Genomic DNA, 13786 nt, shown 5'->3' with positions numbered 1-13786 from the left:
GACTGGTGAGTAAGGAAGCATGCGCCTTGTAGGTGAATGCGTAGTTTTACTGGTAAGGTTTCACGCGCCAACCGCATTCATAAAAATTTGATCTATGAATAGTGGAAATTGCGCCTATAAATTAGCGGTATGTCGAAATGGCTGTTTAGAATGCCGTAATTCCAACAATTAGCGAGAGGCCCAGGGTATGACGGAACGAGTCCAAATCGGTAATCTGCAAATCGCACCGGAACTATACAATCTGGTTAGCGAGGAGGTGATTCCAGGAACCGGGGTCGATGCCGATAAATTCTGGGGTGGGCTCGATGCCATCGTCCGTGATCTGGCGCCAGTTAACCGCGAATTACTGCAAAAGCGTGATGAACTCCAGGAAACCCTGGATCGTTGGTACACAGAGAACCCCGAGGGTGTTCGCGACCTGGAAGGGTATCGTGAATACTTGCGTGAAATTGGCTACCTGGTAGATGAGCCTGCTGATTTTGCCGCTACTACCGAAAATGTCGACGAAGAGATTGCCACTCTTGCGGGGCCACAGTTGGTGGTGCCGGTGATGAATGCCCGTTACGCACTCAATGCAGCCAATGCCCGCTGGGGCAGCTTGTATGATGCCCTGTACGGAACTGACGTGATCAGCGAAGAGGGCGGTGCGGAAAAAGGCACCGAATACAACCCTGTACGGGGTGCCAAAGTTATTGAGTTTGCTCGCAACTTCCTGGATCAGTCTGCTCCACTTACCTGCGGCAGCCACAAAGATGCTGTGCAGTACCGCGTAAATGGCTCCCTGCTGGAAGTGGTACTGGCGAATGGTGATATCGCCACCGTCAAAGATGGTAAACAGTTTGTCGGTTATCGCGGTGACAGCGAAGAGCCCAGTTGTATTCTGCTTAAACAGCACGGCTTGCACTTTGAAGTTCAGGTAGATCGGGAAAGCCCTGTCGGTAAGACTGACGATGCTGGTGTAAAAGATGTGCTGCTGGAATCTGCTTTGACCACCATTATGGACTGCGAAGATTCCGTTGCCGCGGTCGATGCCGAGGATAAGGTTGTCGTTTATCGTAACTGGCTCGGCCTTATGCGAGGAGACCTGAAAGAAACCATTAATAAAGGTGGCAAGACCTTTGAGCGTAATTTGAATGCCGACCGTGAGTACACTACTCCAAATGGCAATCAGTTAACTTTGCCAGGTCGCAGCCTCATGTTTGTACGCAATGTCGGCCACCTGATGACTAATGATGCTGTTTTATTTGGTGATGGCCAGGAGATTCCTGAAGGCATCCTTGATGGCATGATTACCAGCCTGATCGCGCTACACGATCTACGCGGCGATGGAGAGATTAAGAACTCCCGTACCGGTAGTATCTATATCGTGAAACCAAAGATGCATGGTCCGGAAGAAGTGGCTTTTGCCAACATCCTGTTCAATCGTATTGAAGATGTCCTTGGCCTACCGCGTTTCACTGTAAAAATGGGCATTATGGATGAGGAGCGTCGTACCACGGTAAACCTGAAATCCTGTATTGCCGAAGCTAAAGAGCGTGTGGTATTTATCAATACCGGCTTCCTCGATCGCACTGGCGATGAAATCCATACCTCAATGCTTGCTGGTCCGATGATTCGTAAAGGCGATATGAAACAGTCTACCTGGATCAATGCCTATGAAGAGTGGAATGTAGATGTTGGTTTAAACTGCGGCTTAAAGGGCCGGGCTCAAATCGGTAAGGGAATGTGGCCAATACCTGACCAAATGTCAGCTATGATGCACGCCAAGCTTGCCCATCCCATGGCCGGTGCCAATACTGCCTGGGTTCCCTCTCCAACTGCCGCGACACTGCACGCATTGCATTACCACAAGGTAGATGTAAACCGCCGTCAAGAAGAAATCCAGCATCGCCATCACGCCAAGCTGGAAGATATCCTTACCGTACCCGTGGCTAATAATACCAATTGGAGCGCCAAAGAGATTCAGCTAGAGCTGGATAATAACGCCCAGGGGATACTTGGTTATGTTGTACGTTGGGTAGAACAGGGTGTAGGTTGTTCCAAAGTACCGGATATCAACGATGTTGGCCTGATGGAAGACCGCGCAACTCTGCGTATTTCCTCCCAACATATTGCCAACTGGTTGAAACATGGCATCGTGAGTGAGAAGCAGGTGCGAGAAACCATGGAGCGTATGGCAGCGATAGTAGATCGCCAAAATGCGGGTGATTCCAACTACAATAATATGGCCCCTGACTTCGATAAAAGCATTGCCTTTCAAGCTGCTTGTGAATTGGTTTTCGAGGGTTGTGCGCAGCCTAATGGTTATACTGAGCCGGTTCTGCATCGTCGCAGGCGGGAATTTAAGGCTCTAAATGCATGATGATTTTGCTGCAAGACCCCTTAAGGGGTCTTTTTACTGGTCAAATCATTATGAAATCAAATCTAGCGCATACTTTAACGAGCTAAGGCGGTCGTCAGTACCCTCCTCTCTATGGGGAAGTTGATAAGAAATACCTACTAGACAAGGAAAGGGGTGCAGAGGTAATTGACGTAAGATCGTATATCCCGGGAATCTAGCAATTAGCCTTCCGGGAGACATTTACTAAAATACTGAATGAATTAGTATTTTATTTGACATATATAGATCTTGGAGACAGTGATTATAAGTTGGGTAAGATATAGTTATTCTATAATTTTGGGATAAAAACAGTTCCGTAATTTTAAAACACCCAAATAATAAGAGAGCCTTCAATTTATTTATCTGTAATATATACATATAGAATACCTGCTAACCGAAAAAATCACATTTCATTAAGGTCAGCTGAATTAGAGTTACGAAATAGTTTCCAACAATATCAGTTTAAAAAATGATATCTATCAAAGTTGGTGTGTTGTTCAAGACACCAAGTAATCTTTAATGAAATGCTTTAAGCTATCAAGTATTATGAAAAGCTTAAGGAGCTACTTGTAGAGAATAATAACCAGGACTATATAATCTTTCACATTGAATTCAAGTGGTTTTCTTTATAGTATATTTCAGTTTCTGTTGCAAAAAGAGGGGCGCCTCTATAAGTTGCACTTTCCCTAAATTTAGTTTCCTCGTAATATTGGCTAGAGGATGCTCGAGCAATATTTTGTAGAGAAGCCAAGCCTTAAGGAGGGGTTTCGGAGTTCTTAGTGTTTTATTTTCCCTGCTTTATAGTTAGGTGTTTAATTAAACATGGAGGATGTTTTGATGTTTCCTGGATTGATTCGGTGTTTAAGAACCGCATTTTTAATTAATTTTTTTTCTGCATCTATTTTTTTCAATATAGCAATTGCGGAGTCGATTATTGATCCACCAAAGAACCTATTCTTGGCTGATTCTCCCTGGCCGATGAGCCATAGAAATCCCTACAACCAGGGGTCTTCATATTTAAAAGGTATAGAGTTAGATGATATTGCAAGCCTTCAAAAGGAGCTCTCTGAAACGATACCTGTTCCAATTATCCTTGCTTACTCTCCAATCTATGAAGTAAATGGTAAGAGAGTGGTTTGGGGAAGTACACTTGGATCTGTTTTTAAAATGGACATGAGTGGAAACCAGATAAATAGGATTGATACAAAGTTAAAAGATGAAATGACAGGAGGGCTCTCTGGTGCATATGTCCTTGTGGATAAAGATTACAAATTTTATGTGCCGGATGGCTCAAGTTTGTTGGTTTATGGGGATGCAATAAAGGGCGACCCAGGATCGGGTATAAATCTATATAAAAAGTTTGATATACCTGAGGAGCTTTTGACTGCTGAGAGTGAAGTAATTGTTGGGGTGAATATGACTTACGATGGTTATATTTGTCTCGCAACTTCCAAAGGGTTGGTATTGGTAATCAATAGAAGCCTAGATAAGTTCTATCATACAAAGGTTGATGAAGGTGAGGAGGTATCAAACTCAATCTCTATAGATGAAGAAGGAGGTATCTATGTTGTTTCCAGTAAAAAGATGTATCGATTTCAGTGGTCTGGAGATAGGGTGAGCGCCGACGAAGGAAAAGGAGCCTGGAAGGCAGCCTATGAAGCTGGGGGAGAGACACCTTGGCCGGGTCGACTGGGAATTGGTTCCGGCTCCACGCCCACATTAATGAATGCGGGTAATGATAAGCTGGTAGTGTTTACTGATGGTCAGGAGCTTATGAATCTGGTGGTGATGTGGCGAGACCAGATACCGATGGATTGGAAACCGATTTCTGAAGAGAAAGATAGAAGAATTGCAGCGGAAATTCCTATTACTTTTGGTAATCCCAATGCGACAAGGAGTATATCTGAGCAATCGGTCTTGGTTCGAGGTGATCGAGCATTTGTTGTTAATAATGACTATGGCTGGGATTTTTCGCGATTGCCGGGTGTTCCCCAAAGGCTTACGGTGTTGTTTTCTAATTTCCCTGAAAATGCCCCCTATGGTATCGAGCAATTTCATTGGAATTCTTACAGTCGCAGTTTGAGTAGTCTTTGGGCGAATAAAGAAATAAGCTGTCCTAATGGCGTGCCGACCATGAGCGAATCCTCTAATTTAGTTTACTGTTGGGGGCAGCGACAGGGTATATGGACACTAGAGGCTGTGAATTGGGATACGGGTGACAGTGTGTTTCATATTCCGTTAGGATATCGAGAGAAATATAATAGTGTTTATTCGGCTGCTCAAATTGGGGGTAAGGGCGAAATAATATCGGGTACTTTTGGAGGTGTAGTTCGTCTGCAAACTTCTAATTATTAAAGTGCTGATCAGCCCCACTTCCTCTTAAAGTAAGTAGGGTTGATCTTATCTCGTAAATACACATTTATGTAGATAAAGCTGGCCTTAATATCACATTCCCATTAAGTATAGTGGTTTAGAGTTGATCTGACATTTATCGGTTTTTCAGGAAGTGCTCTGTCAGGCCAAATTCAGTTTACAACCCTCTCCCCAGATGCTTTTCCACCTTCAAGTGTGGCTATCGGTATGCGGCCATTACACTTTTTACTCTGGTAGTGCAATCATTATAATAATGTACTAGAGGCTGCTTCATAACTAGCAATCGACTATTTTCGCACACTCTCGGAGTAAAAAGACGAGTAGTTGTGAGCCGATTCAAGTCAGAGTTGGCCCGACGATCAGTGGAAAGTGATTCATCCTTGCCTTCCCCAGCTAAAACGTGGGAAGGGTGGCCCGAAACCCATTGATAACCGAGCCTGTTTTGAAGATATTTTATGGGTTTTGAGCTTAAGCGCAAGAAGGAAAGAGCCTCCCTCTTATTATCTATCATCGAATGCTTGCTGGAGATGGCTTCAATTTTGGGAAGAGCAAGTAGCTTGGTTGCAAGCCTTGAGCCAGCAACACTTGGCCGGTGTATTTTCCATTAGTCTAAGGATTGTGCAGAGATTAGAGAAGACCGAAAGTGCTTCCCGGGGGTCAGAAAAATCCATAGCTTCGGCATTTTCCATGACGCCAGAAAGTATTCTTTTGGTTGAGAAGGAAAAAGAGCCTGATAAGGAAAAGAGAACGAGGATTGGTGGGTGTATATAAGCATATAGAAATTGCTATTGTGGTTGTTATGTCGACATTTGTATATGCATTATTTAGCACTGCATCACCTATGGTGCTAAAAGTAGATACAATCCCCAATGGTGCTAAATTGGCCTCTTTACACCTGCTAAATGAAGGGGATGTAGAAAGTGAAATACATTTAGATAAATTAATTAAGCTCCAATTATTAGAAGAACAAACACCTGAAGGCCAGCTTCGTGTAGTCGCAAGTATATATGAGTATCAAGAAAGTAATGGCTATGTGAATTTGGCGACTCCTACACTAATTACCTCTTATAATGCCCCGGCAGAAGTTAAGTTTATAGATTCTAGTGGCATACCATTTAAGGTGGTAATTACGCCGGAGATCTGAGCTGAAAAAGGGGAATATATATTTTGAATGGGTTTAGTCGTCATTGTATTTTAATTTCTCTCATCCCATTGCCTAAGAGTTATATGTCCAATGTTTGCTCTCAGGATTGCATGTCATTATTTATATTGGCATACCTTTTCACCAATCAGTCATAGAGTATTGAAGTATAAAATTCTGACGCTCTTTGATGACAATCAACCCCCATTGACACTTTATAATACAGTCCATACTCGCCATATCTATTTATAAATCCCTGATTTTATTGCTTCCTTATATGCCATACTTCTTCCTGTCAAATAAACAATCCCGTAGTTAATTAGTATTTTGGCGTCATTGAATAAAAAGGCGTAACCGCTATATCGTGAAAATTCTCGGAGATAAAGTTGCACCTGTCTCGTAATGCGAAAGAGTCGATAAAAATTGCGCTGGCTCTGGTAATTGTTTATGCCATTGCAATGGGTATTAATTGGGAGAAACCTTTTTGGGGTGGATTTGCAGTTATTGTGTGTAGCCAAGCAAATCTTGGGCAATCCTTAAATCGCGCCATTTTGTGGATCTTGGGGACTCTTTTTGCGCTATTAGGCGGCTGGATAATCGTTGCGTTGTTTCCCCAGGATCGCTGGCTCTTTATGATTGCCCTTTCTACTTGGGTTGCAAGCTGCGTATATTTTCTGCAGAGATCAAAGCACCAATATTTTTGGATGACTTGTGGCTATGTCATCTTATTGTTATGGGATGCGACAGGAGGTGACTTATCAATTTCCTATGAGGAAGGCATTTTACGTATCCAGGAGTCATTGCTTGGTATTATCGTCTATGGCCTAGTCGCTGTGCTGATATGGCCGAATTGTAGCCGTGAAGAACTACATCAAGCCGCGGTTTCCCTACTAGATGCTCACCGCGCATTTGCAGATAGGTGTTTTACAAGGATTCTAGATCGAAAAAAGGTGAAAATTCGTAGAGAAAAGAGAGTTGAACTGTTAAAAGCAGATGCACGCTTACGTACTGCAATTAATGATGCCAGTTCTGACAGTTACGAAATCTGGGAATGCCGTAGGCAGTGGAATCATTTGGGATGTCGTGCAACAGCGGTTACCCAGTCGTTGCTTAAATTAGAAGAAGGTCTGGCTCTATCCAGTGATCTGGGAATAATGAAGTTTCTTCTGGGAATGAAAGACTATTTGGAGGATATGAAGAGCCGATTTAAGAGGTTGCGCTTCGCCATTGCTGAAGACCAGTTAGCAGGCAGTGCTCAGGAGAGAGTGATTAGAGGAAATATTGATAAGGTAAAGGAGCTATCAACCTCAGAGACCGCGGCAATAGCCGTGACACGACGTTCATTAAATGATCTAGAGGTTGAAACTCGAGCACTAATAAGCTCTGTCAATGATATTAAAAGTTTAGGGAGTTCGTATTTGAAATTCCCTGGTGAAGAGGGCGCATATTGGTTTGGTTTGCTGATGCCTGATCCGGATAGGCTTGCCAATGTTGTTCGTGTGCTTGTTGGTATATGGATTTCCTATCTGGCTTATTTGTTTGTTCCGGATATGATTGGCGGATTGCTAGTTGTATTGTTGATTACAATCATAGCAATCATTGCTGCTGTTAGTCCACAAATTAGATTGTTTGAAACTTGTGCCTACACGATTCTAGTTTGTTTAATGTCTGCGCCATTGTACTTTTTTTTAATGCCCAAGCTTCCTGGGTATTATGCTTTGGGGTCGATGATCTTTGTCTGGACTTTTGTTATCTCTTACTTTGCGAATAAGTATTTTGGCGCTCAATCTATGATAAGGACTTTGGTTCTTATTTTTCCGCAGATCATATTCAATTTTAATAATGATCAAGTTTATAGTTTTGTTGTATATACAAACTATATATTTGTCTTGGCGATAATTTTTTGCATACTAGCTATATCAAGAAATATTCCCTTTTCCTCACACCCAGAGAGAAACTTCAAGAAAAATATAGATAGGCTTCTTGATAGTGCTGCTCGTCTCGTGGTTGAGGGCGATATACAACGTTTAAAAGATCGGTCGATATTCCATCGGCTATATGTCTTATATCATCTTAATATCGTTATGATTTCACATAAGAATATCCTCTATTGGAAAGAGGGAATCAATGAAAAGGCTATTAAGGGTATGTCTACTGATCAAATGCGGAGGATTATTGATTTGCTTATGCTGGTCGCCAATCAAGTAAAAATTTTATATGGAATTGATAGGTCAAAAATGAATTTAGTGGCGACAAAAAGAATGCTCCGAGAAGCATTCATATGGCGGTGTCTAGCAGGAAAAATATTTTTTTATTTGTCAGGTAGAAAACGAAGGATTCATATCGACTCATTAAAGAGAGGGTATAGGCGGATATTTGATAGGGCCAACGTCGATGTCGGCGAACTAATGGAGCTTAGAGAGTGTAGCGAACAGTCAAAAGAAGGAGTGTCTAATTTCTTGTATTTTTTGGGTGTTACGCATTGTATAAATAACTATCTGGCTGAATTTTTTCGTTTGTCAGAATCAGTGGACTGGAAATACTTCTGTGAAGAGAGATGCCTCTGAACCGAATAGGTAAAAGTATGGAAAAGGTACCTCATGATGTATCTATAGGTGGGTTTTTTATTTCTCCTGTTCTGGTTGCAGGCGTACTTGGAGTTATGGCGGCATTACTTACTGCTAGGGTTCTGGATCGTTATCGTCTCTCTAGATACTTTGCAAATCCGCCAATTGTAGTTATTTCGTTGAGCATAATTTACTCAGTCTTTATTGGGTCGGTATTTGTGGGTATATGAGGGTGAAAAAGCATAGAAAATACATACTGACGGGAGGTATGGTTTTCCTTGCTTTATTTTCGTTGGTTCTCCAGTTCTGGAAATACCTTAATAATCCGTGGACAAGAGATGGGAAAGTCCAAGCGGATATAATTCAGGTTACTCCCAGAGTTTCTGGTCAAGTAGTAGAATTACCAATTCGAGATAACCAGTTTGTCAATGCTGGCGAACTCCTATTCCAAATAGATCCAAGAATCTATGAGGCTGCCTTGGCGGAAGCCCGGGCTCAATATGAAGAGGCAATTGATACCTATAACGCACAAAGGGAAAATATTCTGGCTTATGAAGCCAGACTGCGGGAATCCTCTGCAGCAATAGACCTGGCTCAGAGTAATATCAATGCTCTGGATGCGGAAATCATGAAATCCAGAGCAGAGTTTGAGCGTCAACAGGAATTACTTCCTCAACGTGCCACTTCGGTGCGGTCCCTTCAGGCTGCGCAAGCTGATTATGAATCCTCTGTGGAGTATCGTGCGGGTGCAGAGGCCAGCCTCGCTGAGTCCTTAGCTGTTTTAGAGCAGTCACAAGCAGATTTGGCGAGAGTCCGGGCGCAACTTGGTGCTCTTGGAGCGGATAATCCAGGTGTGCGTGCAGCTCTTGCGATGGTGCGACAAGCTGAACTCAATCTTGAGTACACAACTGTTACTGCGCCAGTTTCGGGTTATGTAACAAATCTGGACTTTCGCTATGGTGATCAAGCTGTAGCGAACCAACCGGCACTATCAATAGTAGATGTTAGTACTTACCGAATAGAGGGCTATTTTCGAGAGACCTTTATCCGTCGAATTTCGCCAGGGGATAAGGCAATTGTAACATTGATGGCTTATCCCCATAGGCCCCTCAAGGGTTATGTAGAGAGTATTGGCTGGGGGATAGCGCAGGATGATGGAACTTCTGGTAATGACTTGCTGCCAAGGGTAAACCCAACATTTGAATGGATTCGTCTAGCACAGCGGATTCCTGTGAGAGTTCACTTGACGGAAAGGCCTGAGTCTGTTGATCTTCGTGTTGGGTTTACCAGTTCAGTGCTCATATTGAGCGATACTGCGAGCGCCGAACAAGATGAAGCGGCGCACTCTCCATAACTCCAGCTATATAAGCTCTATAAGCCAACGATTGGCTCTGGGCATTATTTATCTATTTATTGGCAGCGGCTGTATGCTGGGCCCAGACTATGTACCACCCCCCGTAACCATTGAGGATTCATGGGTTTACCAAAATGATAAACGCCTAGATATCCTGGAGGCGGTCAATCCCTTTTGGTGGCAATCGGCTTTCTCTGACCCGGTACTGGATGAGCTTGTAGCCCAAGCAATAGAAAATAATCTGGAGTTAAGATCTGCTGCTCTCAGGGCACTGCAAGCGCAACAGCTTTTGGCTATCGCAATTGGAGATCAATATCCACAAATACAGCAAATTGAAGGGCTTGTGGATCGTTCAAAATACGTTCGCTCGGGAATAACTGGAAACCTACAAAGTGAATATTATCTTAACTTTAATTTAACTTGGGAGTTGGATATGTGGGGGCAGCTGAGGCGTTTGGTGAACTCGGCTGCAGCGGATCTTGAAGCTAGTATGGCTGAATATGATGGGCTACTCATTTCTATCATTGCGCAAGTAGCTCAGACATATATCAATATACGCACCGTCAAGCGTCGAATTGAAGTAGCAAGAGAAAATATTCGTATACAGAGAGAAGGTTTAAGAATTGCAGAAGTGAAATTTCAAGCAGGTGAAGTTAGTGCATTGGATGCTGAACAAGCACAAACTTTACTGAGTAATACAGAAGCTACTGTTCCCGGATTGGAAATTATTCTCCAGCAACTAAAAAATACCTTGGCAATACTGCTTGGTATGCCTCCGCATAGTCTGAACGATATACTTTCCGTATCGCCAACGGTACCTCATGTACCCGCAATCACAGCTATTGGTATGCCTCAAGATCTCTTAAGGCAGCGCCCGGATATCCGACAGGCAGAGCGCCTACTTGCTGCTCAGGGGGAACTGATTGGCGTTGCGAGAGCTGAGCTTTACCCAAACTTTTCGATTGGGGGGTTGATCGGAGCGATCGATATCAGAGGGGGGCAGCTTAATGGTAGTAGCGATGCATGGGATATATTTTTGGAATTTGATTGGAATATCTTTAATTATGGACGACTGCGTAATAATGTCCGGTTACAGGATGCAACCTTCCAACAGCTTGTTTCAGACTACCAACAAGTTGTTTTACAAGCGCAGGTGGATGTAGAAAATGCAATAGTTGCTTATCTTAAATCACAAGAGCAACAGGTTTTCTATGAAACGGCTGCTCAGGCATCGAGGGAATCTGTAGACCTCTCATTTACACAATATATAGGTGGAGAGATAGAATTTAATACGGTCATTACAACCTTGGTTTCCAACCTTAATCAGCAGGATATACTTGTTGTCGCACAGGGTGCAGTGGCAACAAGTCTGGTGCAGGTATATTTGTCTCTTGGGGGAGGGTGGCAAATAAATGATGGACTTATGCCTTTAGAATTACTACCAGAGGAAACTATAGAGGATATGCTTAGACGTACTCATTACTGGGATAAGCTTTTAGATTAACTCATTACTATTAATCCAGATTCAGTTGTTTGATTATTCAATTGAGAATGGGCTCACTAACTTTAAAATATAAGATATGTATTCTTGATTATTAATTTAGAAATTTTTAAGCTTGGCTTTTCCGGGTAGTTCTGAGATTTTTTTTGCTCCGACCTGTTGCATTATCTGTGTTAGCTGTGCTTTCAATAGGTAAATTGCATGATCTGCTCCCTCTTTACCTAGTGCACAAACACTGTACATAAAAAAACGACCCAGAAAGCTGAATTGTGCTCCAAGAGAAAGGGCACTTGCTACATCTGCGCCCGACCTAAGCCCACTGTCTATAAGAAGTGGAATCTTACTCTGGTATGTCGTTTTAAGCTCCTGAACTAAGGGTAATGTAGCTTCTCCTTGGTCTAGTTGACGTGCGCCATGATTCGAAATAATCACTCCATCGACACCTAATGCGATTGCTTTATCAACATCGGGTTTGCTCATAATACCTTTGATGATTAGTTTGTGTGGCCAACGATCTCGAATACTTTTTAAACTGTCAAAATCCAGTGGCCCCATAGTAGCTGTATTCATAAACTCAGTGAGTTCCAATTTCTTGCTCTCTTTGCTCATATATGGAGTAAGGTTCTTGAACTGGGGCAGCCCGTGCACGAGAGTGGCTAAACTCCAATGAGGCCGGATGGCTGCTTGATAGATGTTTTTTAGTGTAAGCTTTGGAGGCATAGCAAGACCATTGTGGAAGTCCCGCGGCCTTAAACCGAAGGTGGGTACATCAACGGTAATTGCTAGATTTTGATATTGAGCTCTCTCCAAGCGCTTGAGAAGATCGGTTAGGATGGAAGGTTCAGTGGGATTATATAGTTGGTACCACGCCATTCCCTGGGTTACTTCCGCTATGCGTTCTAGTGATTCAGAGGATACGGTACTGAGAATGTAAGGAATTTCATGTCTATAGGCAGCATCTGCCAGTATGACAGGAGCATCTGGCCACATTAGTCCCTGGAGACCTACGGGTGCAATTCCAAATGGTGCGCTGTAATGGTAATCAAACAGTTTGCAGCTTATATCCGGCTCAGTCGGCCGCTTGATGTATTGCGGTGTGAATTCGACAGATTTAAAGGGAATTCGATTTCGGCTAAGGCCTATATCATCCATACAGCCTTCAGTGAGGTAGTCATAGGCAAACTTCGGAATTTTCTTTTTAGCTTTCTTCCTTAATCTTTGGCTGCTTGCGAAGTGCCGATTAAATAGTTCATTGATTTGTACCATTTGGTATTTCCTGCCCGGTTATTTCCTTCAGGTTAGCAGTTGAAGTGTGAAGTATTAGTTCTTATTGAATTGCAGGAATCTTGGAGAGTATTAATTGTATCCAGGCTTCCTGTTCTGCTTTCGGTGAAAACATAGAGCATAACTTTAAATGTGCGACCTCAGTTTTCCAGTTTTATCTAACTCGAACCGTTTAAAGTCAGAAGCTAGCTGTAGATTGCCTCTGTATACAGATTGAGCTTCGAGGTATATGTCATTAATTGAGGGAGTTATATCAGCTCTTGATTGGTATCGCGGACTGAAATGGGTCAAAATCAGGTTGGGTACAGTTGCTTGCTCTGCAAAAGATGCCACCTGCTTGGCACAGCTGTGTCCGACCTTTACAGCTTTTTCAGCCATATCATCAGTAAAAGTAGACTCATGAACGAGAAGGTCACACTCTACGCAGGCTTTTTTTAACAATTCTGGGCTGTCATTATCTCCACAGATCACAATTTTTCTTGGCTTTTGCTTTCGGTGAAGAAACTCTGTAGAAGAGTATTCCCGGCCATTATGGATAATATTAATTCCGGCTCTCAGTTTGCCCCATAAGGGCCCTTGGGGGATGCCTGCTACACACAATTTTTCGATATCTAAGGAAGCCCGTATTTTTCTCTCGGTAAAACTGTAAGCGTACGAGGGCACCCTGTGGGAAAGTTTAGTCAGGGAAATCATAAACTGTCCTTGGTCCAAGGTAGGTAATTTCTCCGAAGGAAAAAAATTCAACTCAAATGGTAGGTAGAGTTCAGTGCATGCCTGCGTAGATATAAGCCAGTCACGTATAGCCTTTGGTGCTACTACAGTCAGTGGTTTAGCTCTGCCTTGCATCCCCGCACTTGCCAATAGCCCTGGTAGTCCATAGCAATGATCACCATGGACATGGGTGATGAAAATTGCGCTTAGAGAGTTTAAGGACAGGGGAGTATGAAGGATTTGATGTTGAGTTCCTTCACCGCAGTCGATCAGGTACCAGCTTTTACCTTGACTTTCTATTAATGCGACAGCGCTTACGTTTCTGTCCTTTGTGGGAGTACCGGACGATGTACCCAAAAACAATAGTTCCAATGAGCATTTACCTCTGTTGTTGCCCCCCCCCAATCATACACACGATGCCAAGTCGGGAAGAGGGAGTCATAGTTAGTATATTTGGCGATATCACAGTAACCAA

Annotated in this window: 9 protein-coding genes and 1 pseudogene; 8 read left to right on the top strand and 2 right to left on the bottom strand. The window is 43.0% G+C overall.

Features of this window, described 5'->3' with window-relative positions:
• Positions 1-187 precede the first annotated feature (187 nt).
• From ACJJIP_RS11040 to ACJJIP_RS11005, 8 genes and pseudogenes are all read left to right on the top strand, one after another.
• The gene (locus tag ACJJIP_RS11040; protein WP_020415241.1) at positions 188-2362 is read left to right on the top strand and encodes a malate synthase G; all 2175 of its coding nucleotides are present in this window, start codon (positions 188-190) and stop codon (positions 2360-2362) included.
• A gap of 840 nt (positions 2363-3202) precedes the next feature.
• Positions 3203-4735 (top strand): hypothetical protein, encoded by a 1533-nt coding sequence (locus ACJJIP_RS11035; protein ID WP_444945115.1) that lies wholly within the window; start codon positions 3203-3205, stop codon positions 4733-4735.
• A 384-nt stretch (positions 4736-5119) separates the two neighbouring features.
• A pseudogene (locus ACJJIP_RS11030) lies at positions 5120-5524 on the top strand (transposase); the annotation flags it as partial.
• Entirely contained in the window at positions 5511-5897 is a 387-nt protein-coding gene (locus tag ACJJIP_RS11025) for a hypothetical protein (protein WP_444945114.1), read from the top strand. The pseudogene ACJJIP_RS11030 and the gene ACJJIP_RS11025, both read left to right, overlap by 14 nt.
• Positions 5898-6280: 383 nt before the next feature.
• The gene (locus tag ACJJIP_RS11020; protein ID WP_444901671.1) at positions 6281-8461 is read left to right on the top strand and encodes an FUSC family protein; all 2181 of its coding nucleotides are present in this window, start codon (positions 6281-6283) and stop codon (positions 8459-8461) included.
• A 17-nt stretch (positions 8462-8478) separates the two neighbouring features.
• Positions 8479-8691: a DUF1656 domain-containing protein gene (locus ACJJIP_RS11015; RefSeq protein WP_169337146.1), complete on the top strand. Its 213-nt coding sequence runs from the start codon at positions 8479-8481 to the stop codon at positions 8689-8691.
• Positions 8692-8693: 2 nt separating this feature from the next.
• On the top strand, positions 8694-9815 hold the full coding sequence (locus tag ACJJIP_RS11010; RefSeq protein ID WP_444945113.1) for an HlyD family secretion protein: 1122 nt from the start codon (positions 8694-8696) through the stop codon (positions 9813-9815).
• A complete protein-coding gene (locus ACJJIP_RS11005; RefSeq protein WP_444945112.1) occupies positions 9793-11319 on the top strand; it encodes an efflux transporter outer membrane subunit in 1527 nt (508 codons plus the stop codon). Before ACJJIP_RS11010 ends, ACJJIP_RS11005 begins: the two co-directional genes overlap by 23 nt.
• A gap of 96 nt (positions 11320-11415) precedes the next feature.
• On the opposite strand, the gene ACJJIP_RS11000 is transcribed toward ACJJIP_RS11005, so the two are convergent.
• On the bottom strand, positions 11416-12582 hold the full coding sequence (locus tag ACJJIP_RS11000; RefSeq protein WP_020415248.1) for an alpha-hydroxy acid oxidase: 1167 nt from the start codon (positions 12580-12582) through the stop codon (positions 11416-11418).
• Between the two features lie 144 nt (positions 12583-12726).
• Positions 12727-13683 carry a ribonuclease Z gene (locus ACJJIP_RS10995; RefSeq protein ID WP_444945111.1) on the bottom strand — a complete coding sequence of 319 codons (957 nt, stop codon included), beginning with the start codon at positions 13681-13683 and terminating at the stop codon, positions 12727-12729.
• Positions 13684-13786 lie beyond the last annotated feature (103 nt).

This window comes from Microbulbifer variabilis, assembly GCF_052467165.1.
This window is presented reverse-complemented; position numbering and strand designations above follow the sequence as displayed.